Origin of the sequence: Lactobacillus sp. A27 (genome assembly GCF_016742815.1) — a bacterium.
GTDB classification, from domain to species: Bacteria; Bacillota; Bacilli; order Lactobacillales; family Lactobacillaceae; genus Lactobacillus; species Lactobacillus gallinarum.
On record NZ_JAEHNT010000006.1, the window covers coordinates 1 to 25755 of the forward strand.

Below are 25755 nucleotides of genomic sequence, written 5' to 3' on the forward strand. Positions count from 1 at the left end.
CTTGACTGTTAATCAAGATGTCGTCAGTTCGAGTCTGACAGCCGGAGTAAGGAGAGAGAAGGAAGCCTAGCTTCCTTCTTTTTTTATACTTTTTATGAGATAATGTCGAAATATTAATATTTAGGAGTTGATATTATGGATGAAATGGAAAAGATTGAACGCGAGTTATCTAAAAAAGATTACTTCGTAGTCAGTTCCATGTTATTTGCTCTGTTTTTTGGTGCAGGTAACTTAATCTTTCCACTTCACTTAGGACAAATTGCTGGACATGATTGGTCGTTTGCAGCAGTAGGATTTTTAGTAACGGGTGTGCTATTACCGCTATTTTCGGTGTTAGCTATTGCATTGACGCATTCAGATGGTGTGTATGATATTGGTTTGCCAGCTGGGGCAAAATTTGCATTAGTGTTCATGACTTTGATTCATTTAACTATTGGCCCATTATTTGGTACCCCTAGAACGGCGACTGTTTCATATACCGTCGGAATAGCTCCTTTTGTACCAAAGCAGTTTAATCAGATTGGTTTATTGATTTTTACGACTTTATTTTTCATTTTTGCTTATCTTATTGCATATAAAGAAAGTGATATTTTAAGTGCTCTGGGTAAGATTTTAAATCCTATCTTTTTAATCTTACTCTTTTTAGTGTTTTTCATTGCTTTTCTTTTTCCGATGGGAGATCCTAATGCGGCTCCAGCAACCAAGGCATATGGTAGTAGCGGTCTTTCATTTATTAATGGCTTTTTAGAGGGCTACAACACTATGGATGCATTGGCAGGATTGGCATTTGGAGTAACTATTATTACCGCAATTAGGCAAATGGGTAAAAAGGAAGACAAAAGTGTCGCAATAGTAACTGCTAATTCAGGTGTATTTAGTATGTCAGCCATAGGATTGATCTACGTATTTCTAATCATCATTGGAGCTATGTCTTTAGGTCGATTTAAAGTTTCTGCTGACGGAGGAATTGCCTTTTCACAAATTGTTCAAAGTTATGCAGGTATTGCTGGACAAGCACTATTAGCAGCTTTAATAATCCTAACTTGTATCACTACAGCTGTGGGATTAGTAGCAGCCTTTGCACAAGATTTTCATGCTCATTATTCAAAATTAAGCTATCACACTTGGTTGGGGATTTCTTGTGGTGCTGCTTTCTTGGTAGCTAATTGCGGTCTGGAAACGATTATTGCTTGGTCTAAGCCGGTACTTATGTTGCTTTATCCAATTGCAATTGTAGTAATTATTCTATCGTTGGGTGTGCATATTTTTAAGAAAAATAAGACTATGTACGTGGTGAGCTTATTTTTTACACTAATTCCAGCTATTCTTGATATGATCGTCAGCATGCCGCCAGTAGTTAGTCAAAGTTCGTTTGGACTGGCTATTGCTCATGTTAGAAATACTCTTCCGTTAGCAGGACAAGGGTTATCTTGGGTAGTTCCTATGATTGTCGGTTTAATACTAGGAACTATTATATTTAAGATTAAAGCTAAAAATAGTTAACAATAAAGCATCTGTAGGTAAAAACTTACAGATGCTTTTTAACTTAAATCGAGATTTTTAAATTCTTCGATTAATTCTTGCAAAGAAGAAGAAATCTTGGCTTCTTTTTTAGTTGCGATAAAGAAGTTAATATAAATTAAATTTTCATCAATTTTTAGTAGGTTCACTGGAGTTTGGCGCATACGGCTAAGTATGCTAGCTGAAGAAATAGTAAGGCCTACTCCTCTTAATGCTAAGTCTGTAGCCGTAATGATGCTTTTACTTTCTAAAACAATGCAAGGCTTAATATGAAATTTTTGAAATAAGCCATTCACTTGATGTCGAATTGCCGATTCTGAGGCACTTAATACCATAGGAGCCTGCAAAACTTCCTTAAGGTCTAAGTCATCTGCTTCTAAAATAAACTTGTCAGAGCGGAAATAAGGCGAATTCTGAGGGATGACTACATAATATTGTTCTCCATTTTTGACTAGGTAATCTAAATCGTGGGAAATAGTCTCAGGTGTTTGTCCAATATAACAATCAATGTCACCATTGAGTAAATTTGTTTCATTTTTGCGTGGAGAATTTTCAAATAACTGAATTTCCACGTTAGGATTTTTTTGTAAAAATGAAGGTAATAATCGAGGCAATAAAAATGAACCTAAGCTTTCTAAAATGCCTAATTTAATGATTTCCTTGTTAGGTTGGGTATATGGAGCAAGGTCGCGATCCAATTGTTGGTCACTGTAAGAAATATTTTCTAAATACTTGTAATAAATCATGCCTGCTTCTGTTAATGAAAAAGGTGTCCGGTCACGATTGATAATTTTGGTACCAAGTTTTTTCTCGATTCTTTTTATTAACTGGGTTAAATAAGGTTGAGAAATATATAATTCTCGCGCTGCTTTAGTAAAATTGCTCTCTTTAAGTAATACATCAAGATAATGTAATAAAGCTTCAGGGTCATTCATGAAAATCCCTTCTTTCCTTCGATAATAAAATTATTATAACGCATTAGCTAGAGAACTATTTCATCTATAAATTAGGTATAGATTTAGAACAAAAAATATCAGCCTTTTTGGCTGATTTTTTAGTTTGCAATAAAATCAATTAATTGCTGAGCAGGTTGAGATAACTGATGCTTAGTACTATAGACTAGATAGATGGTTCGCGTGCTTTGAGACAGCTCTAATTTAGATGCCAATTTTGAAGCTGTAAAAACGGTATTTTCAACATATAAAGGAATAAAGTTTAAATCAGAATAATTATCAGTTTTTGAACAAACGCCTAAGTCGAAATTTCCGTTTTGGACTTCTAAGCAAATTTGATTAGAAATAGCATTGTGGTAAATGTAATGAAATGTGCTAGAATTTTCTTTTTCGAATGCTGAAGTAATATGAGGCAGAAAGTTCTCTCTAGCAGTGGGGATGCAACCTATTTCTATAGTATTATTTCTTATTTGCTTGGTATGATTAATATTATTTTTTGTCTTTTCGAGGGTTAAGATAATGGAATCTGCTGATCCAAGGAATATTTGACCTTATTCTGTTAATTCAATACGGCCGTTACGCCGTTCGATTAAATTATAATGTAATTCTTTTTCTAAGGTTTTGATTGAATTAGATAAGCTAGGCTGAGAAATATGTAATCGTTTTGCAGCACTAGAAAATTGGTGTTGTTTAACCAATTCATTAAAGTAATAAAGTTGATTTAGATTCATAATTTAGCACTTCACTTATAATAATATACTAACTATTATTATATTATCTTTTTAAATAAGAACAATATTCGACTTGAGAAGAAAAAAGAGAGCAGATGTTTACAGTCTGCTCTCTTTTGGGGATTTATTTTATTGATCAAATTTTTTATTTATTTCTAGTTGTATAAACCAACCTTATTAATATTAACTAATACATCTGGCGTATTAGTTAAGTTAAAACTAACATCTTGGCCGGCCATAATATTATGGTATTCACCATTGGTCCATTGAGAATTGTTAGTTACATCATATACGGTACCGTTGACTGCAATATAGGCAGGTCGACCATTTTTTCCGTTATAGTTTGACAGAGTTTCTCTGGTAAATTTTTTCATAAGAAGTTCCTTTCTAAAGTAAAATACGTTATATTAATGGTAACACGTTGTCACTTTAGAACAAACTATTTCAAATTATCTTATATTTTTCTTATGAAAGATGGCCGCGCCAGCCTGCGATATCCCAATCTGTGAAATCATAATTAAGTTTCTTACCGTAAATTTTTTCGTATGCGGCAACTTTTTGTTGATAATCTTGTTTCATCATTTTGTGCGCATTTTCATTAGCACTTAAAGAAACATCAGGAAAAATCGGTTGTAAAACATGGACAATATATTTAGTCTCGTAGAAATTAGAGTCTTTCTTTTCTATTTTTGGCAAATCCCTAATCTCAATAAAGAGCGAAATAACTGGCACGTTTTGTTTTGCAGCAAAGTAGTAGGCGCCACGTTGCAATTTACGTGGTTTACGATAATTCCACCACATTTCTTGTTCAGGATAAATTAATACCCAGTTGTTTTTAGCTAGTGCGTTGCTTAAATGCTTAGGAAATTCATTGCCAATATAACTTGCGCTTTGAACTAGAGGGATAGTTCCAACATAGTTCATTAAATAGCGGAAGAAGCCTGGCAGCATCAAGTTAGTATCTTCAATGACGATTGAGAGTTGATGATGCATCTTGTTGGCTAATAATTTAATTGGTAAAGAATCAATCTGGTTAAAGTGGTTAGCAGTTACGATTGCTCCACCAATAGGAAGATTGTTTAAATTTTCCAATCCCTTGAATTCAGTAGAACCTGCTAAGGTTTTGGCAAAAGTAGTAAGCATAGCGTGTCCAATTTGATTATTAATTTTGCTAGAAAATGATTTGCGATTTTTCCAATAGTCATTAACTAACTTCAATCGTTCATCAAGCGTCATTTGTGGATCGCCAATTTCTGCCTTTGCCATAAAGTCTCGCTTGTTGGCAGCTTTTTGAATATTTTTAATTACAGCTTCGCGATTATCGCCAAAAATCATAGTTTAACAGCCTCTCGTTCTTTCACTCGTGCCCAATTATTAGGATCTTGTTCAGTTTTATCTTCCTTTAAAAGAATGTGATTAAGTTTTTCTCGATCATCTGCGCGTTCGGCGTCAGTATAATTATTGAGTTTAGCTTTTAATTCATTATAAAACTTAGTCTCTTTAGCACTTTGCCAGAAGTAATCTTCGTATTTAACGTTTTTAAAATGCCATGGTTTAAAGAAAAGATTGTAGTGGATCAGACCAGGATTTTTCAGTGGCTTAGTATTTTCATTAGGCATCGCATCCCAACGCGGATCAAGGTGCAAAATCCTTCCTTCACCAATTTCATTTAAGTAATCCTGATCTGGGGCAATACAGTCAAAGTGGTATCTTTCTAGTAAATTCATGAAGTGGTTAATGAAATGCTCATCGCGGAATGCCTTAGAGTTCATGACTAACATCCCTGAGTTAATATATTTCTTTGGATCTAGCGCTAAAACATCTTTGATGTATTTCACCATTTTGGCTACATATTGGATAGAGGAGTCGGTGCAAGCACCGAATAGGTTGTTGCCTAGTTCGGTGTTGTAAAGTTTGGCAATGTCATCATCAATATGGAAAAATTTAATGTGCACATTTTGAATGCCAAGATCACTTAAATCTTGTTTATGCTGGCCAGATAAATCTTGGTTTAAAAAATATACTGTGTAGTCTGTCTCAGGATTTGCATGTTTAACCAGTGAATTAAGCGATACTGCAGCATACTTAGTGAAGTCGTCACTAATGCTATAAAAAACTGGAACTGTCATAATTGCTTTCCTTAACCAATCTTTACTGATTCATGTTGCTTAACTTTAGCCCAGGTATTTGGCTCTTTGACGATTGTATCAACTCTTTCAGCCATCCGTTCTAGGTCGGCACGTGCTCTTTGACGATCTTCATCTGTGAAATCATCTAATTGTTTCTTTAATTCATCATAATATGGTGTCTTCTTGGCAACATCCCAGAAGTAGTGGGCGTATTGCACATCTTCGAAGTGCCATGGTTTGAAGAATAAGTTGTAGTGCACGATCTTAGGATTTTCGATTTCGGGGATGCTTTCGTTAGGCATTGCGTCCCATTCCTTAGGTAAGTGGTAGATCTTGTCTTCGCAAATTTCGTTCATGTAAGCTTGATCTGGATCGACGTTGTCGAAGTGGTACTTGCCCATGAGGTAGTAGAACTTGTCGATGAAGTGCTTGTCACGGAAGGCCTTCATGTTAAACAAAATAACACCGTTGTTGATGTACTTTTCGGCAGGTAAAATGCCTTGACATTCCTTGATGTATTTTTGTAAAAGTGGCATGTAGCGAATAGACAAATCAGGACAGCTGGCAAACATGTTGTCGCCGATTTCGGTGTCGTATAAATCTGCAATATCCGCACAAATGATGGTATCAGCATCTAGGTAAACTGCCTTGTCGTATTGTGAGAATAATTCAGGGATGAATAGACGATAGAAGATAGACATGGTGAAAAATTGTGCACGGAGGTAGTTTTCTTTAGTCTTGTGAATTGGCTTAACCATGTCGTCGTCAATGTGGAAGACGTGGACATGAATGTTGTCGGTTGACATGTCTTCCAAGCTCTTTTTGTGTTCAGGAGAGATTTCTTGAACTAAAAGGGTGATGGTGTAGTCCTTGTTAGGATCTGCATGATCAATTAACGATTGAATTGAAACATAGGCATAAGGTGTGTAATTGTCACTGATAGTGTAAAATACTGGAATTGTTTTCATAATTTTCCTCCAAAAAACTATTTCTTTAAATTATGGCGTATTTTGAGATATTCGGTAAGGATATCATCATATTCATGTAAATGAAGTACGCTGTGTACGCGATCAACATCCCATGGCTTAACGGTCTGAGTATGAAAGTAAGGCCAGAAACGAAAGCTGGTGGTGAAATGCTGAATCTTGGTGTTTTTCTGCAACTTGTATTGTTCGTTGTAGTAGCGTGGGAAAACACGCTTAGCGACAGCTAATTTGTTAATAGCTGATTGATCTGGCAAGAACATCTTCTTAGTTTGCATCATTTGACGCACTTTAGCAAAAAGATCAGTTTCTTTGATCTTAGGCATATTCAAAAGCAAAACGCCCGAATTGAGGTAATCAAAGACACGCTTAGTCTTGACGTTGTGGAAGAAAAATTTTCCCCAGTAATCAAGCACACCGGCTAGTTCGATACCTGTCATATCTTGCTGATAAAACTCGGTAATGTCGCTTCTGATGATAATGTCATCGTCAAGATAAAGAATGCGATCAGGAATCTCAGGCAGTTGATCCGCAAATAATCTAAGCATGGCATAAGGTGTAAAACGCGTATTCATGTTGACAGTTGGCGGCTGCTTTTCAAATAGTTCTGTGCAGTCAATTAATTGCAAAGTATTGTTAGGATTTGCCTGGGTCAAAAGGCTGCGAATATAATTTGCGGCTTGCATGGAAAATGAATGATACTTACGTTCATCGCTGTGAGCATCCATGGTTAAGATGTAAAGGTGTAATTTCTTAGCGCCGGAATTTTTTATTAAAGAAAGAGTAGAGATTAAAACGCCATCTTCCGCGTTTTCGTCTCCACAAAAAAGTATATTCATATCTTCTCCTGTTCTTTAGTGATAAAGATTGACAACTATATGATACCATGGAAAAGTTTTAGCCCATTAATGATAAAAGCCGCCCAAATATAGGACGGCTTTTATTTTTTGATGTATTGATAATATTCGTAGTTGCTGAGTTTTGCTCGCTTATTCATGGCTTGCCAGATTTGATCGTGTAGCTTATTTTGCGCTTCCTTACGGGTTAGAGTTTGATCTGGATAAAATGGCCCATCAATGTAAATAACGCAGCGTGGACGACGTCCTATGAGCTTTTTATGGTAGGTTTTCGTCATAACGAAACTTGGAGCGCCTAGCTTGACAGGAAAGTGCATGCTGGTGGAGTCAAAATATCTGATTTTGGTGTAATAGGGCCAAACGTGGGCTTCAGGGTAGATGAGGACCTCGCCTTTTTTGTCGTTGATCACGGTTTGAATGGCCTTGATTAGTTTAATTGACTGCTTGATGTCTTTGCCGACGGGTAAGCCGCCGTAGCGGACGAGATACTTGCCAATGAAGGGGATGCCCCAGTTGGCCTGTCCCGCGATTGCGTAGAAGTTTTTTACTGGAAAAATAGTGAGTGAAGTGAAGACGTCGCCCATAGGACGGGTGTGGTTGCCGTAGATGAAATAGCCACCGTCAACTTGTTTTAGCTTTTCTTTGCCGATGACTTGGACGTGGTCAAAGAGGCGAAAGCCGATCCAGCCGAAGCCAGCTGCGAGGCGTCGAGCAATAGCAGACCAGATTTTGGCAGCGCGAGAGGTTGGCAGGATGACGTAATCATCGGGTAAGCTGAAATTTTGGTTATGGCTGTCGACAACATCGTCTGTAGTTTTATGGTAGTAATAAACGCGTTTCATTCTTCTTCCTCCGTAGGCTTATCTTGTTAATCATAGCATGAAAAAACTCCGTTGCTTATGCTGAGGCAGGGATGTTTTTAGTTGCAGTAATTAGTATAAAGACTATTATTGGTCAAATTAAATTAGTACCTTGTTGAATATTATCAAACAGAGGTGAAGTCCAATGGACGTTCTTTAATTCCCTCTGATCAGTTGATCAAAAGAGAGGTGAATTATTCTATCACTTAGTAGGTACGAGTTTTTACGCAAGTACTACACCAACAGCTCGTTGGAGTACTATTCATGTTGGTAAGAATGCCTATGTAAAAGCTGGTGATGTTAAATCTATCGACATCGGTTTGAAACTTACCCCATCTAACACTCCAGAAGAAGCAAAAGTTGCATCATTGAAGAAATAATTTTTGAAATATAAGCAAAAAGACTGATAGTCTTCGCTATAATCAGCAAGGAGATATCAGTTTTTTTCTTTATTCAATTTTAAGCACAAAAAAAGCACCACCTTCTTGCAGTGCCATTTCCATATTATGGGTGGCCAGGGGATCGAACCCTGGACCCACGGATTAAGAGTCCGTTGCTCTGCCAGCTGAGCTAGCCACCCATATTTTTTATCAGCTCTCTCGCTGACAGTTAAATATATTACCAGTAGATTTTGCTTTTGACAAGTACTTTTTTAAAAAAAGTCAAAATAATTGCTCAAAAACATAAAAAAACAAAAAATCGGCCATTTGACCGATCAATCTTAAAGCTTATCTTCAATGTGATATGCAGTGCCAGTCTGATCTTCCTGCATCTTGTCTGCATAGTAGACAGCATAGATACCACTCTTATCATTTTTAGCAATTACAATCTGGCGGCCCGTTGGACGTTCTGCCTTAATAATTTGTGCACTTCTGCGTGCTTCCTTGAAGTCATGGGAAGATGCAATCGCATCCCCCGGATTGAAAAATACAGCTTCGTTCATAGTAAAGCCCCCTTAGTCAAAATATCTTATCTATATTTTACCAAGATCGGCAACCTTAAATCCAATTAGAAGATCAAAAAAAGAGATAGGATTAAAATCCTATCTCTAACTAATATATTATGGGTGGCCAGGGGATCGAACCCTGGACCCACGGATTAAGAGTCCGTTGCTCTGCCAGCTGAGCTAGCCACCCATGTGCTTAATCAATCAACAGATATTATTATGCAATTAACTGGCAAAAAATGCAAGACTTTTTTTAAATTTTTTCGATTTTTTTGGCTAAAACCGCAAAATCCAGTATAATGTAAGGGCAAAGGAGGCATTCCCGATGCCAAAAAAGATTCTCGTCGTCGACGATGAAAAGCCGATTTCTGATATCATTAAATTTAATTTAACTAAGGAAGGCTTTGATGTCGACACCGCCTATGATGGCGAAGAAGCTGTTAAGAAAGTTGACGAATACGATCCAGACTTAATGATCCTGGATTTAATGTTACCAAAGAAAGATGGACTCGAGGTTGCTCGTGAAGTTCGTCAAACGCACGATATGCCAATTATCATGGTAACAGCTAAAGATACTGAAATTGATAAAGTACTTGGTCTAGAAATGGGTGCTGATGACTATGTCACTAAGCCTTTCTCTAATAGAGAATTAGTTGCCCGCGTTAAAGCTAACTTGCGCCGTCGTGACATCGTTAAGAAGGCAGAAGCAGCCAGCCAAGATGATACAGATAAGAATATTAAGATCGGTAACTTGGTTATCATGCCAGATGCTTATATTGTTGAAAAAGATGGTCAAAAGATTGAACTTACTCACCGTGAATTTGAGCTTCTTTACTACTTAGCTCAACATATGGGGCAAGTTATGACTCGTGAACACCTTTTACAAACTGTGTGGGGCTATGACTACTTTGGCGATGTGCGTACAGTCGACGTAACTGTTCACCGCTTGAGAGAAAAGATTGAAGACAATCCAATTCAACCTCAGGTTTTGGTTACTCGTCGTGGTGTAGGATATTACGTAAAACAGCCAAGTGAAGGTTAATGAAGAAAGTCACAAAACTGAAAAGGTAAGTGACTTTCTTTTTTATGTTAAAAATGTTGAATGATGAAAAAACTCAGAGAGAAATTAAACGCTACATTTAATTCAATTAATACTAAGCTAGCGATTGTGTTTATGTTGATGCTGCTAGCAACAATTGAAGTAATTGGAGCTTATTTTACCAGGCAATTAGAACAAAATAGTATTGAAAACTTTCAATCATCGATTCAGATTCAGACGATCGTAAGCAATCAGTTGGCCAATCAACTAGCCAGCGATAGCAAAAATGCCAATGATCGCTTGAATCAAATCGTCAATGATTATAACAATGACTCGATTAGTGAAATTATCGTTGTTGATAATAAAGATACGATTCGTGCGGTCTCTAATTTGAACGATAAAAGCAAGATTGGTCAGCGAATTAACAATACTGATGTTAAGCAAGTAATTTCAACCGGGCACCAGATTAATAAGGTGGTTGATGATCATGGCAATTACATGATTCAGATCTCGCCTTTAACTAGTGGCAACGGTTCGAACAACAATGTTGGTGCAATTTATGTTAAGGCCAGCATGCAGGATGTCTTCGATAATCTGCGGCAGATTTCCTTAACATTCTTGATTGCTTCATTAATTGCGGCACTACTTGGAGCATTTTTAGCACTAGTTATTTCCCGCGCAATTACTCAGCCGATTGAGGAAATGCAAAAACAGGCCCTGCATATTGCCAACGGTGATTATTCTAGTCAGGTAAAAATCTACTCAAACGATGAGTTGGGACAATTGGCCAAAGCCTTTAATACTTTGTCCGTTCGAATTGAACAATCGCAAGAAGAATCAGATAGTGAAAGACGTAGGCTAGATAGCGTGCTGTCGCACATGAGTGATGGGGTGCTTGCTACCGACCGTCACGGCAACGTCAGCGTCGTTAACCACATGGCACTTAGCTATTTGAATGCGAACGAAGATGAGATCATTAATAAGCCAATAGCAGAAGTTTTAGGTTTGAAAGATACATCGTCACAAGATTTGATTTCTAGCCAAAAGGAAATCGTTGTTACTCTTGATCCGGGTACGCGTGATGAAATTATTTTGCATGCTAGTTTTTCATTAATTAAGCGTGTAACAGGCTTCGTATCAGGTAGTGTTTGCGTTCTTCATGATGTCACGGAACAACAAAAGAATGAAAATTCACAAAGACAATTTGTTTCCAACGTCTCTCACGAGTTAAGAACACCTTTAACAAGTTTGCAAGCCTACATTGAAGCTTTAAATGAAGGTGCATGGAAAGATCCTGAAATTGCGCCTAAATTCTTGGAAGTCACTCAGCAAGAAACAAGTCGAATGATCAGAATGATTAACGACTTACTTAGCCTGTCCAGAATGGACCGTGGCGTTTCAAAGATGGATCTGGAATTCGTTAACTTGAATGACTTTGTAAACCATATTTTGAACCGGTTTGATATGATTGTGAAAACCGATAAAAATAAGGGCCACAAAAAGAAATACACTATCAAACGTGAGTTAGGCAATCAGGCCCTTTGGGTAGAGATTGACACTGACAAGATGATGCAGGTGATCGACAACATTATGAATAATGCGATTAAATATTCACCTGATGGTGGTGTGATTACCGTTCGCTTAACTCATAGTCAAGGTCACGTTATCTTGAGTATTTCTGATCAAGGATTAGGTATTCCTAGAAAGGACTTAGGTAAGATCTTCGATAGATTCTATCGTGTAGATAAGGCTCGTTCACGTGCTCAAGGCGGAACCGGGTTAGGTTTAGCCATTGCTAAAGAAATTGTGGAAGCTCATCATGGTCGAATTTGGGCTGATAGTAGCGAGGGCAAGGGCTCTACCTTCTATATTTCCTTGCCTTATGAACCAATGACAGAGGAGGATGACTGGGATGAAGTTTAAATTCAAATTCGGTGAATTTTTCTTAGGTTTAGCTACCCTGCTCGCCATTGTTCTTTCCATTGTTTTATGGATTTTTATCATGACGAGTGACCAGCGTTTTAGCAATATTGGTCAAAATCAGAATAATACTACAAAAGAGCAGGCTCGTAGCCATAGTGCAAAATCACTGTATGATCTGTACATTCCAACTACTTCATACGGTTTTGTAGACGGCAGATTATGCCAGTTGTATGATTCAAAAAATAATTTAACTTTGGAATTTACCAAGGAAATTCAAAAAGCCAAGGCAGTTAGCGATGTAAAGAAAATTGTTAAGTCTCGCGCTAAGTACGAAGAATATTTGAATGATGATGTTTATTTGCAATTAGTTTATCCTGATGAAATCACTTTTTCTTTGTTCAATCATTTGAATAATTCTAATAATGATAATCGAGAATTTAACCGTTTCTTTGTTTCGCATTCCAATAACATTATTTATTTAGGCAATGATCAAACTAGTGCGATTTATCGCATTAAGATCAAGGGCGCTAACTTTGATAAGTTGCGTAAATTTGCTCGTAATGCCAAAACTAAGAGTCCAGTACACTTGGTTAAATTGCAGGAAGGTTATTCACCATTCTATAGTCGAACAACCAATAGCAAGGTTTACAGCTATTTGACTAATCACCAGTCTTATTCTTACTTCGTTTCTCGCTTATTGGGAACTTCTGGAGTAACTAGCAAGACTAATAAGAGTGGACAAACCATTTATTCTCTCAACTATTACACCAGATTAAAGGTGCCAGATCCTGAATCAGGTGAGCATAATTACTTGTATACTCATTTTGAAAAGAATAAGATTCCGAATGCAACTAACCGTCTGCTTGATAGCGTGTACTACGTGCACCAATTGGGATTAACCGAACAAGATCTGCGCTTCTTTGACGCGGATGGCTCTAATGTGGGCTATGTCAACTATATTGAAGGGATTCCTGTTTTCTTGAACCAGCATGATTTGCAGGTTAAAACTACTTTTTCATATGATTCAATTAACGTTGCCTTCAACAGCGTCAATTTCCAAATTCCGATTCCTTTTGATGGTCAAACTCAAGAGTTAAAGCCGACTGCTGAGGTAGTGAGTGAATTAGGTGCGCATGGTCTTAAGCAATCTGATATTCAACGAATTATTGTAGGTTTCAAGATAGAGAAGGATTCTAGTCACCATAGCTTGATTAACTTAATTCCAACTTATTACGTAAAGGCTTACGATGAGTGGAAGAGCGTTGATGAGTGGGAAAAGAAGAATGTAGCTCCTTACCGTAAACCTGGGGAGACAGTTAAAACTAATGAGGTGAAATAAAAATGGACCATAAACGAATAGAATGGCTGTTTTTCATTGTTTTCTTGTTAATTGATATCTATTTAGGAATTGAAATTCTGCGCTCTCCTGTTAATTTAAGTGGGGCAGATACGGCAACTCGTAGCGTGGCCAGCATCCGTTCAGAAATGAAGTCAGATAATATTGATTTGCCAGATAAACTTTCTAATGCACCTGCTTCAGGCTATTATTTAGCAACCAAAAACCGTAATTATCTTTCCAATAAAATAGATGCTTTGACCAATGTTAACGTACGCTATTCTAAAGACGAAAATGTTCTTTACGCTGCACCTAAGATGACAACGCTCTTGGATAAAAATCCTAAAAAGGCACTGGAACAAGTAAATAAATTCAAGAATGACCCTAAGAATGTCCCTTATGGAAAAGAATTCAAGTATGAGCCAGATATGTCCAGCGAAGACAATTATGTTTTTGTGCAAACAACTGACTATGGCGAGATTTATGCTGGTTCAGCTCAATTGAGCATCGCGGTCAAGGATCATCAGATTATCAATTATGCGGAATCTTACATGGGTCCAGCTAGTCCAGTAAGAGAATTGCAGTCAACGATCAGTGCAGTGCGTGCAGTGCGTGCGATGTATACTAATCGAGAGTTGACTAACAATTCGAAGGTAACGCAAATTAAGTTGGGCTATTCTAAATTGACTGAAGTTCGTGGCAGTACGATTTTGTTACCGACTTGGTTAGTCTGGATAGAAAATAAGACCACTAAGAATATTACGTTAAAGCGAGTTAACGCATATACGGCGCAAATGCTCCAGTCGACTACGTATAACGTTGAAAAGTAGAGAGGTAAAGACAAAGATGAAGGTTTCCGTTTTAGCGAGCGGGTCAACCGGTAATACTAGTTTAATCGAAACAGGCCAGCATAAAATCCTTATGGATGCTGGCCTTTCTGGCAAAAAAACTAAGCAATTATTGGCCGATGTTGGCGTAGATATTAATGATATTGATATGGCGTTTTTGAGTCATGACCATACGGACCATAGCGGTGGTTTAGGCGTTTTGATGCGCCGTTATCCCAAGATCGATGCTTTTGCTAATAGCGGCACATGGCAGTATCTATTAGATACGCAAAAGATCGGTAAGTTGCCGGCAGAGCAGATGAATACGATTGAACCAGGGCAGACTAAAACTTTTGGCGATCTCGATGTTACGGCATTTGCAACTAGTCATGATGCGGCCGAGCCACAGTATTATGTTTTTACAAGTGGTGGAAAACGAATTGTGTTTTTAACAGATACAGGCTATGTCTCTGAAGAAGTTGAGGGGACGATTGAGGATGCGGATGCCTATATGATGGAATTCAATTATGATACTATGATGCTAAGAGATGGACCGTATTCTTGGTCGCTTAAGCAGCGAATTCTGTCAGATGTTGGGCATTTGTCAAACGATGAAGCAGCCCAGGCTTTAGTTGATGTGGTAACGCCCAAGACGAAGCATATCTTTTTGGCACACCGTAGTCAGCATAATAATACGGAATACTTAGCACATGAGACGGCGAAAGAAATGCTGATTGAAGGGGATGCAAATTTGAGTGATGATGTGCAAATTATTGATACAGAACCCGCTAGTCCAACAAAGTTGATAGAAATTTAGCAGTTTTTGTATAGATTATTCATATATTTTTCAAATTTGCTTGGTATAGTATTAACAATGATATGAGGGGAGAGTAACGGTATGGTAGAAAATCAAAATGATAATCAAAATCAACCTAGAAGAAAGAGCGGTAACAAAATTATCGCTACTGCAGCAATCGTTGGCGTAGTTGGCGGACTTGTCGGCGGTGGCGTGTCTTATTACGCAATGGACCAAATGAATAATGGTCAAGCTAATAACACTGCACAAACCAGTATTTCTTCAAGCAGCAGCAAGGTTTCTGAAAAGAGTGCCAAAAATGGTGGTACGATGACTGCTGCTTATAATGATGTGAAAGGTGCGGTTGTTTCTGTCATTAATTTGAAGCGACAATCAGCTTCAAGCGGTGCAGATTCACTTTATAGTAGCTTGTTTGGCGATGATAGCGACAGTTCTTCAAGTAAGAGCGGCAAGCTTGAAACTTATAGTGAAGGTTCTGGTGTCGTTTACATGAAATCTAATGGTAAAGGCTACATTGTAACTAACAACCACGTTATTTCCGGTAGTGACGCAGTACAAGTTTTGCTTGCTAATGGTAAAACTGTAAATGCTAAGGTTGTGGGTAAAGATAGTACAACTGACTTAGCCGTTTTATCAATTGATGCTAAGTATGTAACTCAAACGGCTCAATTCGGCGATTCTAAGCACCTAGAAGCCGGTCAAACCGTAATTGCGGTTGGTTCACCACTTGGTAGTGAATATGCTTCTACGGTAACGCAAGGGATTATTTCAGCACCTGCAAGAACAATCTCTACTTCATCAGGCAATCAACAAACAGTTATCCAAACTGATGCCGCAATTAACCCAGGTAACTCTGGTGGTGCATTAGTTAACTCAGCTGGTCAAGTTATTGGTATTAACTCAATGAAGTTGGCACAATCAAGCGATGGTACTTCTGTAGAGGGGATGGGCTTCGCAATTCCTTCAAATGAAGTAGTAACTATTGTTAATGAACTGGTTAAGAAGGGTAAGATTACGCGTCCACAACTTGGCGTGAGAGTAATCGCACTTCAAGGTATTCCAGAAGGTTACAGAAGCCGTTTGAAGATTAAGTCTAACCTTAAGAGTGGTATTTACATTGCATCTGTCAATAAGAGTGGTTCTGCTGCAAATGCAGGCATTAAGAGTGGCGATGTCATTACTAAGGTTGACGGCAAGAAAGTTGACGATGTTGCATCGTTACACAGTATCCTTTACAGTCACAAAGTCGGTGATACCGTAAATGTAACCGTGAACAGAAATGGTAAAGACGTTGACATGAAGGTAAAACTTGAAGGCAACTAATTAATAAATAAAAATATTTAAGCAAAGAAAAAGAGCTATATCATGCGGATTAAATGCAGATATAGCTTTTTTTATTAACTATAATAATGTGTAACAAGAAAAAGTTCGTTTTCTTCATTTGTCAAGAAACTGCTAATGAAAGAGTGCTTGTTGACAAATGTGGATAACTCTGTGGATTGTGGATAACTCGGCTGATTTTGTGCTTGATTAGTGTGGATAATATTTTTAAAAATAAGTGAATAAATTTTGTTAAAACGTGCGTTCATGCTGGTATGTTAAGCTTTTTAACGTAAAGTTTGTGAAAAATGCTTATCCATAGGCAAAATGTGGGAAAGTTTTTTGAAAAAAATTCAATAAAATTTTGACCACAAAGTATTGAAGATGTAGTTAATAATACCACAAAATGTAGATTGTGTTTTGAACAGGATGTGGAAAACTACAGTGGAATTTCTGTTAATTTTGATGATAAACTAGTAAGTATGAATATTAAGATTGTTTGTGTTGGAAAATTAAAAGAAAAGTATTTTAAAGATGCGATTGCGGAATATAAAAAGCGGCTAAGCCGCTTTGCGAAAGTGTCGATTGTACAGGTGCCTGATGAAAAAGCACCGGAGAAATTCAGTGCGGCTGAAGATGAACGCGTCAAGCAGATCGAAGGCGAGCGGATTCTGAGCAAGATTAAGGATAAGGAGTATGTCTACGTGACTGCGATTAAGGGTAAGCAGCGCAGTAGCGAAGAATTTGCAAAGGAGATTCAGGATCTGGCTACGTATGGGCATTCGGATATCACGTTTGTGATTGGCGGCAGCCTGGGAACCAGCGATGCTGTTAATAAGCGCGGGGATGACCTGATTAGTTTTGGTAAGTTGACGATGCCGCACCAGTTGATGCGGGTGGTATTGATTGAGCAGATCTATCGTGCGTTCATGATTAATTCGGGTAGTCCGTATCATAAGTAGAGCAAAAATCCCTAATAAGGGATTTTTTAATTTGCGCATTTTCAAAATAATGTATACTCATTTCACGATAGAAATATACTATGCCATTAGTTTAAGTTAAGTGATTTTAGATATTTAGGAAGGACAAAATCATGAACAAGAGAACTAAATTAATCAGCTTGGCTGTAGCTGCCTTGTTAACGGTAGCACCTACAATTGCTTCAACTGTACAAGCTGATACTACGACAAATGCTGTTACTACTACTGCTAATAAAACTAGCACTAATCCTGTAATTACATTTGCTGGTAAAAGTTATGATCAGGATCAATCAATTAATGATGTAACGGATAATGCTTCATTTAATTACATCCCTGTAAGAAAAGTGAATTCTATGAGTGATACACTTGCAGCAATTCAAAAAGCTTTTACAGCTACAGTTTCTAGCAATGATAAAACTCCTGTAACAGTTAAAGTTAACATGGATAGTTTTAACTGGGAGGTAGCTGGTAAATATCCAACTACGGTAACTGTGGTACAGTAACAGTTAACAATGTTTCATATACTAGACTTAATAGTGCTAATTCGGATATATACATTCATACCCCTGATATTGAAGGTAGCGGCAATACGTCTAGTGATACTAAGCTCACTACTTCTGCGGAACCAGTTAATAAGACTTTGATGCATACTGCTATTCTTTATAACGATAAAGGTAAGTCATTAGGCAAAAAGTATTACTCTTATCGTAAAGTTTCTGTTTTACCAAATACAGTAGATATTAATGGTAGCGAATATTATAAATTAGCTTTAGGAGACGACTACAACGAGGCTTACATCAAGGCTTCAAATATTGATGGTACTAAGCGTACTTTAAAACGTAACGCCTACGTTTACGCAACCAGCAAACGCCGTGCCGATTACACTGTACTTAGAAAGGGGTCGAACCATCACCACATATGGTGGCTCATACAAGTTCAGGAACGGCAAGCGCTACTACCAGGTAGCCGGCGCAACCGCAACCAACAAACGCTACGTTAAAGTAGTAAACTTCAAATAGGCTCACAAACGCAGTGAAAGAATGAAGAAAGACGAAGAAGCAGAAATTGCTCCTTCGTTTTTGTTTTATTCTTAAAAAAGTAAACGTATTTAACATTTTTATATAAAAAAGACTGACCAATCAAGGTCAGTCTATTATTATTCATCATATTGATCCAGCCACTTCTGCAGCAGTGCAACATATTCATCAGTTTGTTCAACAAATGACATGTGGCCGCATCCTTCAAACAACCGCCACTTACTGCCGGCAATCTCGTCTTGCATTGTTTTAGCCACATATGGCGTACATAAATCATCGGTTCCACTCGTAATCAGAGTTGGAACTTTTATTTTGCCCAATTTATTCGTGTATTCATAGTCATGCAGATTGCCTTCCGGAGTATATTCATTCGGTCCCCATGCTGTTTCATACGCAACGGTGCCGCCACGCTTTTTGCGCATCACGCACTCCGGCCAGGTCTTCGTCATATCGATGGCATGTTGATTCATGAAATGCTCGTTAGCCTTCAAATAGTCAGGATCGTTAAAATTGCTGGTCAACTCAGCTCTATGAATCGCTGCTTGCTCCTCAATTGGCAAATACTTAATCATGCGGTGGAGTTCTTTACTCCAAAGGGATGCCGATGACAGGGTAGAAGACAGAATCAAGCTCTGAATGCCTTTTGGATGATAGTCACACATGTAAATAATGGCGAGCATCCCGCCCCAGCTTTGTCCAAGCAAATGCATCTTGCGTAATGCCAAATGTTCACGTAACGCTACTAATTCCTTCACCCAAGTTTCCTTAGTGTAAAGTTCAGAATGATCATCAGGGATGCTGCTTTCACCGCAACCTAATTGGTCATACATAATGATGCGGCGCCCGTCTTTTTGTGCTAATTCATCCAGCACCTCAAAATAATTGTGGCTTGAGCCAGGTCCGCCATGAAGCAGCACTAGCGGCGGCTTTTTGCTTCTTTTACCAACAATTCGATAATAAGTTTCGTAGCCCATGAAGGGCATCTTTCCTTCAATAATTTCCATCTTTTTGCCTACTTAAAAATAAACAACGAAATATTAACCAAAATCAATAAAGTAAAGAAGATCAGCCAATCTTTTTTTGTTAATGGAATTGCCACGATAGTTGATCTCTTCTGTCCTTCGACATAGCCGTGGGATTCCATTCCTTGCGCTAAATTGTCGGCGGAGTTGAGTGCTACCAAGATTGCCTTAAAGTAGAGTACCGGTGACCAAAAACTCAGATACATCCCGCGCATCATGGCCGCAGCTCTAATTTGTTTAACTGCAATTTTCATTCGCGGAATAATATTGATTGCCGCCAAAACGCCATACGCAAATTTACTAGGTAGATGCAGATTTTGTTCAAGCGAACGAGCGAAATCTGTCGCCGTAGTGTTTCTCGTGACACAAGCAATGGTCAAAGTATAGACGTACACACGGGTCGACAGATTCCAAGCGTAATATGCATCAGGCGTCGGTGAGAACCAAAACAGCGTCGCAAATATCGTGAACGCTGCGATAAATGGCACGGCGATTAACAAAATCAATTCCTTGATCCTGATTCTAGTAATTAATAGATAAATCAACGCAAAAACAATGACAATCAAATTGGTAGTTAAGCTAGCCTTCAAAGATATTTCCAGGGAAATAATAAAAGCCAAAATAAACTTTAAACTAGGATTCATGGCTACTCCTCCACATATTTTAGCTGCTGGTCCGCAAAAACAAGCCTGTAATCGCAAAATTGAGCTAATTCGTCTATCTGATGGCTAATGATTAAAAACGTCTGGTGGAACTTCTCTTGGCATTCTTGCATCAGTTGCAGAACTAACTCAATCGAGTCATGATCCAGTCCGCTCAGAGGCTCATCAATTAGCAACACATTATGCTTAGTCATCAGCATTAACAAAATTTGCAGCTTCTTTTGCTGACCACCAGATAAAGAATAAACTACTTGATCAAGATGCTGTTTTAGCTGTAATTTGTCTAGCCATTCATCAATTTTTTCATCAGTAAAAAAGTGATTGCGGTCTTTTTTGCTTAACTCAATCTCATCCTTGACGGTGACTGTTAAGAACTGATCGCTTGCCTTTTGAAAAATTTGTGCTACCTGAGATAAATATTTATGGTATTTTATCTTTGCAATTTCATTATCTAAATAGGTAAAATTACCTTTGTACGGAATCATTTTAGTCATTGCTTTAAATAGTGATGTTTTGCCGACACCATTTGAACCAGTAATTAGAGTTGTTTTGCCGTAGATTTTTAGTTTGTTTTGTTTAAGCAAAAGACGATTTTGTCTGATCTGTGTCTTGTTTAGCTCGAAAACGGGTGTGCCGGTTGGCAACACAAAAGAATAAGATCGTGCATGGAATTGTTTATTTTGCGTAAACAATTTATTTTTTTCATTAGCAGATAATTCTTTAACGGTTTTACCTTCAAATTGATATAGTTGATCACAAATTTGCTCATAATCATCCAATACGTGGTCGCTTAATAGGATCGTTCTTCCAGTTTCAGCTAAGCTTGCTAATTTTTTTATCAAAAAATGACGTGTGTTAGGATCACAACTAGCAAAAGGTTCATCTAGCAAAAAAACATCGACATCCATTGCGATTAAGACGGCTAGGGCTACACGCTGCTGTTGACCACCTGATAATGTACTAATTTTTTGGTCAAGCAAATCTGCAATTTTGGTGAATTCCACTGCCTTTTTTATGTGGAGGTCATAATCCTTAGCTTTTATTTGCAAATTTTCTAACGCAAAGACGATTTCTTCACGTGGCGTTGTCATCGTAAATTGTTCCGCAGCATTTTGAAACATCATGGCCGCTTTTTGACCATGAAGATCAATTCCTCCTGTTAATTTTCCAGCATATTTTGGATAGAGTCCCGCAATAATTTTTAGTAGCGTAGATTTGCCGCAACCTGTTGGTCCAATTAAAAGATTAAAACCAGGTGCGATATTCATATTAAGCTGGTGGATAAGGGGTTCTTTTTCGTAAGAAAAGGTTACATCACTAATTTCTATCATCATAATTCTGATTGTACAAAATGATTTTTTGCCTGTCTACTGCCGTAAAAGAGTCATTTCGATACAATAAAGCAATTATACATAATGCTAAATATCTTTTTGTTTTATAATGTACTTATAGTACTATTATTATTTGTTTAATTAAGGAAGGTGGACATATGGCAGCTGTTGCTCTGGATCAATATCTGGCTAGCGTATTAAAATCAAACATAACAGATAAGAACGAGGTAAAACTCGAGGCTGGCAATCCCGATTTTGATCTGTTTACAATCTACCTTGAAAATCATAATACTGGCATTCATCGCTATCGCATGGATGTCTCGACAATCTTATATGTCGCCAAAGGTACTGTGACGATTAAGAGTGGTGAAAAGATTATCCCAATGAAATCCGGTAATGTTCTTTTACTTACGGAAAATAGCATTTATGAGATTACCAAACAAACATCAGATACAGTACTTGCTAAACTAAAATTTAAGCCCGGTTTTAGATATCGTAAATACTTTAATGATTTTAGTTGTAAAGGCAGCAGGGAAATGAAGGTTATTAAGCAAATAGTTGATAGCCTTGAAAACGAGCATGCTTTATGGTTAAAAAATAATCAAATCACTCGTGCCTCTCAAGTAATGCAACATATTATTGGAGGATATTTGAATAATGATATCTTCATCAAGGCATTAATTCAGGCCGAGTTAACGGTGATGCTTATTATTTCAATTAGAACCCAAAGAATGGCAACGCCAACTAATTTGGATAAAACTAAATTTGAAAAGAAATCATTGAATAATTATATTGATATGCACTTTGCGGATGCATCTCTAGCAGAAGCAGCTAAGTACTTTGGCTTTAATCCTAACTATTTCTCAAATATGGTTAAAGCTAAGACTGGTAAGAGCTTTGTTGATCATGTAGATGAGAGAAGAATGCAAGAAGCACGTGAATTGCTTGCCCAACCAGATTTATCATTGAAAGAAATTATCGGGCGTGTAGGTTATTCAAGCAAGTCTTTCTTCTATAAGAAATTCAACCAATACTATCACATGACGCCAGCTGCTATGCGAGAAGAGCTATTTAGACAAGCTAATATCAATTTAAAGTAAAAAGAATCTGGAAATTTTCCAGATTCTTTTTTTACATGTGTTCAAGTCTGTTAATTCTATCTTCTGTAGGTGGGTGAGTATCGAAAAGATGCGATAGGCCATGATTATGGAATGGATTTTCGATATATAGCCCAGCACTACTACGATCAGCCTGCTTCATTGGCTGACTATTTTCGATTTTTCTCAAAGCAGAAATTAATCCTTGCGGATTACGCGTTAATTCTACAGAGGAAGCATCTGCTAAATATTCTCTATTGCGTGAAAGAGCCATTTGAGCAAGGGAAGCCGATAATGGTCCTAAGATTAAAACAAAGACAATGGCTACCACTTTAAAGATTATCTCAAAGGCATTTGAATCACGATCATCGTCACGATCGCGGCCGCCACCAGCAAACCAGATGTAACGAGATGCCATGCCGGAAATAAAGGAAATTACTCCGACCAGCACAACAGCAATGGTGGAAAGCAGAATGTCGTAATTGCGTACATGTGATAATTCATGTCCTAGTACGCCTTCTAGTTCCTCACGATCCATCAGTTGAAGAATGCCTTCTGTTACAGCTACCGCACTGTGGTTAGGATCTCGTCCTGTCGCAAAGGCGTTGGGACTTGGATCAGGAATAATATAGACGCGGGGCATTGGTACCCTTGCTACCATAGCCATATCTTCAACGATATGCCACAATTCAGGATTATCTGCTTCCTGAATTTCTTGAGCATGGTTAAGACTCATAATCATATTGGCCGGATTTTGCCACATAATTAATAAGTAAATTAAACTACCTGCTAAGGCAATGATGATTCCCATCCATGGACTATTGCTAAAAAGATAGCCTAGTCCAGCACCAACGAGGGCTAAAATTACCACAAAGAGAACCATAATTAACGCAGTTTTACGCTTGTTACGGGCAATTTGTTGGTATAACATAATTTTCCTTCTAACTAAAACTTAACTTTAGGAACAGCCTTTTCTTCAGTTGGGGTTTCCAAGTAATCGATCTTGGTAAAGCCATGAATTTTGGCGATCAAGTTGGAAGGGAAAGTAAGCAATTTTTGATCGTATGATGCAACACTTGAGTTGTAAAGCTGACGAGAGTAAGCAATCTTGTTTTCTGTGTTGGTTAATTCTTCTTGAAGTTTTAAGAAATTTTGATTTGCTTTTAAGTCAGGATATGCTTCGGCCAATGCAAAAATTGATTTTAAAGAATCAGTAATTTGATTGGACAACTTCATTGCTTCTTCGTGATCTCCCTGAGGAACGTTAACTAATTGATCACGTAACTTAACTACATCTTCTAAAGTTGATTTTTCATGTTTGGCATAGCCTTTAGTAGTTTCAACTAAATTAGGAATTAAGTCATTACGGCGCTTAAGTTGAACATCAATTTGACTCCATGATTCATCAACGAAAACGCGAGATTTTTGCAATCCGTTGTAAATTACAATATAAATACCGACTAATAAGACAATGATAATTAAAATTATCCATACTAATGGTGACATAATATTCCCCTTTCTATACGTTTATTTAATTTTATCCATTTCTGATATTGGAGGCAATAAAAGAAGAATGTCTAAGCGACATTCTTAATGAAAAATATTAAATTCTGAAAATTAATAATCCTAATCCAACTATGGTTAAAATAATCAAACCGGCAAATTGCATGATTGTCCATTGAATAAAGAATTTCTTCTTACTTACACTACCGTGTTGGTTGAAAGTCTTTAATACCAACATATTGGCCATTGAACCAATAGCTGAACCAAAACCACCGATGTTTGAACCCAAGAATAATGCTTGTACATAGTTAGTAAACTTACCAACTAAGATAGTCGATGGTACGTTACTCATAACCTGACTTGAAAGAATTGAAGCGAAATAAGTTGAAATTTCGGAGTAAACCATACCATGAATTAAGTTAACAATTGCGGGAATTTGTTGGATATCACTAATAAAGATGAAGAAGCCTGTAAAGGTAAGAAGTAGGGCATAGTCAATCTTAAGCATTATGCGCGGATTGATGGCAAGTGCTAAAACTATGGCGACAATTAATGGCCAAATGATATCAATTGCTCTGAAGACGCCAAAGAAGAAGAAAATAAATACTACAGTTGTAATAATAGTAGGACGCCAACTAATTCTGATAGGTTCTGTTTTTTGAGTAGGAATATCTTTTTTAGGAATAAACAAAAAGACCAGCCACATGATGATCAATGAAACTACCAAATAAGGTACAGACCATTCAAAAAACTTAATTGGACTTACGTTGTAGCGACTTACTAAGAAAATATTGTGCGGATTCCCCCATGGTGTAAATGCAGCACCAATATTTGCCCCCATACCAATTAAGGTAACTGGCAAAATTTGTGGTAGCTTGTAGCGCTTAGCGATATTTAAATAAAGTGGAATTAAAGTTAATACAGTAATGTCATTACCTAAGAACATACCGGCGATAACGGCCAAAACCGTGAACAGCATGTTCAACTTACGCGTATTATCTGCGATACTCGTAAGTTTGTACGCTAAAACATCCAGAACGTGCAAATAAGCATAGATCTGGATCAGCGTCAGCATTGCGGCAACAGACCATAAAGTGTGAAAGTTAATATCTGCTAACCGCGGCTTAGCGAAAAAAAGACTTACTACTGTAATTAAAACTGTAATCTGTAAAATTCTATCTTTAGCAATATTCTTTAAGACGGTCATAAAAGGTCCCCCTTACGTATTACAATCGTCTAAAAACCCTATGTACCATTTTGAGCCTTTTTGTGGTTGCATGCAATGATAAATTTTAAAAATATCAAGATTAGCGGCATTTTCGAGCATATTTTTAGTTAGTTGGAACTAGTCGTGCTATATTTAAATAAGTAAATTAATTAAATTTAGATTGAAAAGAGGAAACAAAATGACAGAGAATGCAATTTCAATCAATATTAAACCAGGTGCTGCAGAAATTATTAAAAGCAAGATGGATGCAGATCACCAAATTGTCATCTTGGCTTTAGATGATGGTTCAACCAAGTATTCTAAAAAAGGCGGCACTTGTACTATTGGCGACAGCTTCCAGTTTGTAATCCTTGCTGAAAAAGATCCTAAGTATAATATTTCAATCGAAAATAATGCTGGTCTTGACTTGTATACTGCTCAGCCGGAAACAACTTTCTTTGAACCAGGTCTAGTGGTAAATGCGCGCAACTCAACTTTGAGTTTATCTTCAGACAGCGGCATTATTGATGGTGGGATGACCGTTACCCAATATGAACCTGAAGCAATTACTGCTGATGATCTAAAAAACGGCGGTCAATGTTAAAAAATAAAATTAATCATAGGGACGAGGGAATGACCTCGTCCTTTTTTAGTATAGAATTAAGAAAGTGATT

27 protein-coding genes, 2 tRNA genes and 2 pseudogenes are annotated in these 25755 nt (G+C 37.5%); 14 read left to right on the plus strand and 17 right to left on the minus strand.

The genetic code is table 11. The features are described 5' to 3' along the window. The first annotated feature begins 144 nt into the window (after positions 1–144). Positions 145–1503, plus strand: a complete 1359-nt coding sequence (brnQ, locus tag JEM49_RS00865; RefSeq protein WP_201873275.1) for a branched-chain amino acid transport system II carrier protein — start codon at positions 145–147, stop codon at positions 1501–1503. Positions 1504–1541: 38 nt separating this feature from the next. On the opposite strand, the gene JEM49_RS00870 is transcribed toward brnQ, so the two are convergent. From JEM49_RS00870 to JEM49_RS00905, 8 genes are all read right to left on the minus strand, one after another. Further along, complete coding sequence (locus tag JEM49_RS00870; RefSeq protein WP_087236497.1) at positions 1542–2456, minus strand: LysR family transcriptional regulator; 915 nt, start codon at positions 2454–2456, stop codon at positions 1542–1544. A 569-nt stretch (positions 2457–3025) separates the two neighbouring features. Further along, positions 3026–3205: a helix-turn-helix domain-containing protein gene (locus JEM49_RS10400; RefSeq protein ID WP_233187241.1), complete on the minus strand. Its 180-nt coding sequence runs from the start codon at positions 3203–3205 to the stop codon at positions 3026–3028. 155 nt (positions 3206–3360) lie between these two features. Then, positions 3361–3579, minus strand: coding sequence for a cytochrome b5 domain-containing protein (locus tag JEM49_RS00880; RefSeq protein ID WP_056945469.1), 219 nt, complete (start codon positions 3577–3579; stop codon positions 3361–3363). 91 nt (positions 3580–3670) lie between these two features. Continuing rightward, on the minus strand, positions 3671–4540 hold the full coding sequence (locus JEM49_RS00885) for a lysophospholipid acyltransferase family protein (protein WP_201873210.1): 870 nt from the start codon (positions 4538–4540) through the stop codon (positions 3671–3673). After that, positions 4537–5334: a glycosyltransferase family 8 protein gene (locus JEM49_RS00890; RefSeq protein ID WP_201873212.1), complete on the minus strand. Its 798-nt coding sequence runs from the start codon at positions 5332–5334 to the stop codon at positions 4537–4539. Before JEM49_RS00890 ends, JEM49_RS00885 begins: the two co-directional genes overlap by 4 nt. Positions 5335–5345: 11 nt before the next feature. Next, positions 5346–6302, minus strand: coding sequence for a glycosyltransferase family 8 protein (locus tag JEM49_RS00895; RefSeq protein ID WP_201873215.1), 957 nt, complete (start codon positions 6300–6302; stop codon positions 5346–5348). Positions 6303–6319: 17 nt separating this feature from the next. Next, the gene (locus tag JEM49_RS00900) at positions 6320–7156 is read right to left on the minus strand and encodes a glycosyltransferase (protein WP_201873218.1); all 837 of its coding nucleotides are present in this window, start codon (positions 7154–7156) and stop codon (positions 6320–6322) included. A gap of 101 nt (positions 7157–7257) precedes the next feature. Then, positions 7258–8016, minus strand: coding sequence for a lysophospholipid acyltransferase family protein (locus tag JEM49_RS00905; protein WP_201873220.1), 759 nt, complete (start codon positions 8014–8016; stop codon positions 7258–7260). Positions 8017–8213: 197 nt separating this feature from the next. Here JEM49_RS00905 and JEM49_RS10405 point away from each other — a divergent pair. Next, positions 8214–8414, plus strand: a pseudogene (locus tag JEM49_RS10405) (hypothetical protein); the annotation flags it as partial. 127 nt (positions 8415–8541) lie between these two features. Here JEM49_RS10405 and JEM49_RS00910 read toward each other — a convergent pair. From JEM49_RS00910 to JEM49_RS00920, 3 genes are all read right to left on the minus strand, one after another. Further along, a tRNA-Lys gene (locus JEM49_RS00910) sits at positions 8542–8614 on the minus strand. 141 nt (positions 8615–8755) lie between these two features. After that, complete coding sequence (locus JEM49_RS00915; RefSeq protein WP_025005631.1) at positions 8756–8977, minus strand: hypothetical protein; 222 nt, start codon at positions 8975–8977, stop codon at positions 8756–8758. A gap of 120 nt (positions 8978–9097) precedes the next feature. Further along, positions 9098–9170 (minus strand) — tRNA-Lys (locus JEM49_RS00920). A 135-nt stretch (positions 9171–9305) separates the two neighbouring features. Here JEM49_RS00920 and yycF point away from each other — a divergent pair. From yycF to JEM49_RS10645, 10 genes and pseudogenes are all read left to right on the plus strand, one after another. Beyond that, the gene (yycF, locus tag JEM49_RS00925) at positions 9306–10022 is read left to right on the plus strand and encodes a response regulator YycF (protein WP_056945541.1); all 717 of its coding nucleotides are present in this window, start codon (positions 9306–9308) and stop codon (positions 10020–10022) included. 63 nt (positions 10023–10085) lie between these two features. Continuing rightward, positions 10086–11942, plus strand: coding sequence for a cell wall metabolism sensor histidine kinase WalK (walK, locus tag JEM49_RS00930; protein WP_087235880.1), 1857 nt, complete (start codon positions 10086–10088; stop codon positions 11940–11942). Continuing rightward, on the plus strand, positions 11932–13281 hold the full coding sequence (locus tag JEM49_RS00935; protein WP_201873222.1) for a YycH family regulatory protein: 1350 nt from the start codon (positions 11932–11934) through the stop codon (positions 13279–13281). Before walK ends, JEM49_RS00935 begins: the two co-directional genes overlap by 11 nt. Before the next feature lie 2 nt (positions 13282–13283). Beyond that, positions 13284–14108 (plus strand): two-component system regulatory protein YycI, encoded by an 825-nt coding sequence (locus tag JEM49_RS00940; protein ID WP_201873223.1) that lies wholly within the window; start codon positions 13284–13286, stop codon positions 14106–14108. A gap of 16 nt (positions 14109–14124) precedes the next feature. Further along, the gene (locus JEM49_RS00945) at positions 14125–14922 is read left to right on the plus strand and encodes an MBL fold metallo-hydrolase (RefSeq protein ID WP_191335442.1); all 798 of its coding nucleotides are present in this window, start codon (positions 14125–14127) and stop codon (positions 14920–14922) included. Between the two features lie 81 nt (positions 14923–15003). Continuing rightward, positions 15004–16245 (plus strand): S1C family serine protease, encoded by a 1242-nt coding sequence (locus JEM49_RS00950; RefSeq protein WP_201873226.1) that lies wholly within the window; start codon positions 15004–15006, stop codon positions 16243–16245. A gap of 479 nt (positions 16246–16724) precedes the next feature. After that, positions 16725–17204: a 23S rRNA (pseudouridine(1915)-N(3))-methyltransferase RlmH gene (gene rlmH, locus JEM49_RS00955; protein ID WP_014918062.1), complete on the plus strand. Its 480-nt coding sequence runs from the start codon at positions 16725–16727 to the stop codon at positions 17202–17204. Positions 17205–17335: 131 nt separating this feature from the next. Continuing rightward, on the plus strand, positions 17336–17725 hold the full coding sequence (locus JEM49_RS00960) for a hypothetical protein (RefSeq protein WP_191335439.1): 390 nt from the start codon (positions 17336–17338) through the stop codon (positions 17723–17725). A 140-nt stretch (positions 17726–17865) separates the two neighbouring features. Continuing rightward, positions 17866–18063 (plus strand): annotated as a pseudogene (locus JEM49_RS10775) (SLAP domain-containing protein); the annotation flags it as partial. Between the two features lie 31 nt (positions 18064–18094). Continuing rightward, positions 18095–18241, plus strand: coding sequence for an SLAP domain-containing protein (locus JEM49_RS10645; RefSeq protein ID WP_241146561.1), 147 nt, complete (start codon positions 18095–18097; stop codon positions 18239–18241). Between the two features lie 137 nt (positions 18242–18378). Here the strand turns inward: JEM49_RS10645 and pepI are convergent, their stop codons facing one another. The 3 genes from pepI to JEM49_RS00980 are packed head-to-tail and all read right to left on the minus strand — an operon-like array spanning position 18379 to position 21277. After that, entirely contained in the window at positions 18379–19263 is an 885-nt protein-coding gene (gene pepI / locus JEM49_RS00970; protein ID WP_201873228.1) for a proline iminopeptidase, read from the minus strand. Between the two features lie 8 nt (positions 19264–19271). Beyond that, positions 19272–19925 (minus strand): energy-coupling factor transporter transmembrane component T family protein, encoded by a 654-nt coding sequence (locus JEM49_RS00975; protein ID WP_087176634.1) that lies wholly within the window; start codon positions 19923–19925, stop codon positions 19272–19274. Between the two features lie 2 nt (positions 19926–19927). Next, positions 19928–21277, minus strand: a complete 1350-nt coding sequence (locus JEM49_RS00980) for an ATP-binding cassette domain-containing protein (RefSeq protein WP_201873244.1) — start codon at positions 21275–21277, stop codon at positions 19928–19930. 155 nt (positions 21278–21432) lie between these two features. Here JEM49_RS00980 and JEM49_RS00985 point away from each other — a divergent pair, with 155 nt between their 5' ends. Beyond that, a complete protein-coding gene (locus tag JEM49_RS00985) occupies positions 21433–22374 on the plus strand; it encodes a helix-turn-helix domain-containing protein (protein WP_056945543.1) in 942 nt (313 codons plus the stop codon). Between the two features lie 31 nt (positions 22375–22405). On the opposite strand, the gene htpX is transcribed toward JEM49_RS00985, so the two are convergent. The 3 genes from htpX to JEM49_RS01000 all read right to left on the minus strand — a co-directional run bounded on the left by htpX (position 22406) and on the right by JEM49_RS01000 (position 25081). Next, positions 22406–23302: a zinc metalloprotease HtpX gene (gene htpX / locus JEM49_RS00990; protein ID WP_025005622.1), complete on the minus strand. Its 897-nt coding sequence runs from the start codon at positions 23300–23302 to the stop codon at positions 22406–22408. A gap of 14 nt (positions 23303–23316) precedes the next feature. After that, the gene (locus JEM49_RS00995; RefSeq protein WP_025005621.1) at positions 23317–23877 is read right to left on the minus strand and encodes a LemA family protein; all 561 of its coding nucleotides are present in this window, start codon (positions 23875–23877) and stop codon (positions 23317–23319) included. Positions 23878–23974: 97 nt separating this feature from the next. Beyond that, positions 23975–25081, minus strand: coding sequence for an SLC13 family permease (locus tag JEM49_RS01000; protein ID WP_056945544.1), 1107 nt, complete (start codon positions 25079–25081; stop codon positions 23975–23977). A 199-nt stretch (positions 25082–25280) separates the two neighbouring features. On the opposite strand from JEM49_RS01000, the gene JEM49_RS01005 reads away from it, so the two are divergent. Then, entirely contained in the window at positions 25281–25685 is a 405-nt protein-coding gene (locus tag JEM49_RS01005; protein ID WP_201873247.1) for an iron-sulfur cluster biosynthesis family protein, read from the plus strand. Positions 25686–25755 lie beyond the last annotated feature (70 nt).

Coding starts and splice junctions, on each gene's coding strand:
- brnQ (WP_201873275.1), top strand. CDS start 145: ATGGAAAAGATTGAACGCGAGTTATCTAAAAAAGATTACTTCGTAGTC.
- JEM49_RS00870 (WP_087236497.1), bottom strand. CDS start 2,456: ATGAATGACCCTGAAGCTTTATTACATTATCTTGATGTATTACTTAAA.
- JEM49_RS10400 (WP_233187241.1), bottom strand. CDS start 3,205: ATGAATCTAAATCAACTTTATTACTTTAATGAATTGGTTAAACAACAC.
- JEM49_RS00880 (WP_056945469.1), bottom strand. CDS start 3,579: ATGAAAAAATTTACCAGAGAAACTCTGTCAAACTATAACGGAAAAAAT.
- JEM49_RS00885 (WP_201873210.1), bottom strand. CDS start 4,540: ATGATTTTTGGCGATAATCGCGAAGCTGTAATTAAAAATATTCAAAAA.
- JEM49_RS00890 (WP_201873212.1), bottom strand. CDS start 5,334: ATGACAGTTCCAGTTTTTTATAGCATTAGTGACGACTTCACTAAGTAT.
- JEM49_RS00895 (WP_201873215.1), bottom strand. CDS start 6,302: ATGAAAACAATTCCAGTATTTTACACTATCAGTGACAATTACACACCT.
- JEM49_RS00900 (WP_201873218.1), bottom strand. CDS start 7,156: ATGAATATACTTTTTTGTGGAGACGAAAACGCGGAAGATGGCGTTTTA.
- JEM49_RS00905 (WP_201873220.1), bottom strand. CDS start 8,016: ATGAAACGCGTTTATTACTACCATAAAACTACAGACGATGTTGTCGAC.
- JEM49_RS00915 (WP_025005631.1), bottom strand. CDS start 8,977: ATGAACGAAGCTGTATTTTTCAATCCGGGGGATGCGATTGCATCTTCC.
- yycF (WP_056945541.1), top strand. CDS start 9,306: ATGCCAAAAAAGATTCTCGTCGTCGACGATGAAAAGCCGATTTCTGAT.
- walK (WP_087235880.1), top strand. CDS start 10,086: ATGAAAAAACTCAGAGAGAAATTAAACGCTACATTTAATTCAATTAAT.
- JEM49_RS00935 (WP_201873222.1), top strand. CDS start 11,932: ATGAAGTTTAAATTCAAATTCGGTGAATTTTTCTTAGGTTTAGCTACC.
- JEM49_RS00940 (WP_201873223.1), top strand. CDS start 13,284: ATGGACCATAAACGAATAGAATGGCTGTTTTTCATTGTTTTCTTGTTA.
- JEM49_RS00945 (WP_191335442.1), top strand. CDS start 14,125: ATGAAGGTTTCCGTTTTAGCGAGCGGGTCAACCGGTAATACTAGTTTA.
- JEM49_RS00950 (WP_201873226.1), top strand. CDS start 15,004: ATGGTAGAAAATCAAAATGATAATCAAAATCAACCTAGAAGAAAGAGC.
- rlmH (WP_014918062.1), top strand. CDS start 16,725: ATGAATATTAAGATTGTTTGTGTTGGAAAATTAAAAGAAAAGTATTTT.
- JEM49_RS00960 (WP_191335439.1), top strand. CDS start 17,336: ATGAACAAGAGAACTAAATTAATCAGCTTGGCTGTAGCTGCCTTGTTA.
- pepI (WP_201873228.1), bottom strand. CDS start 19,263: ATGGAAATTATTGAAGGAAAGATGCCCTTCATGGGCTACGAAACTTAT.
- JEM49_RS00975 (WP_087176634.1), bottom strand. CDS start 19,925: ATGAATCCTAGTTTAAAGTTTATTTTGGCTTTTATTATTTCCCTGGAA.
- JEM49_RS00980 (WP_201873244.1), bottom strand. CDS start 21,277: ATGATGATAGAAATTAGTGATGTAACCTTTTCTTACGAAAAAGAACCC.
- JEM49_RS00985 (WP_056945543.1), top strand. CDS start 21,433: ATGGCAGCTGTTGCTCTGGATCAATATCTGGCTAGCGTATTAAAATCA.
- htpX (WP_025005622.1), bottom strand. CDS start 23,302: ATGTTATACCAACAAATTGCCCGTAACAAGCGTAAAACTGCGTTAATT.
- JEM49_RS00995 (WP_025005621.1), bottom strand. CDS start 23,877: ATGTCACCATTAGTATGGATAATTTTAATTATCATTGTCTTATTAGTC.
- JEM49_RS01000 (WP_056945544.1), bottom strand. CDS start 25,081: ATGACCGTCTTAAAGAATATTGCTAAAGATAGAATTTTACAGATTACA.
- JEM49_RS01005 (WP_201873247.1), top strand. CDS start 25,281: ATGACAGAGAATGCAATTTCAATCAATATTAAACCAGGTGCTGCAGAA.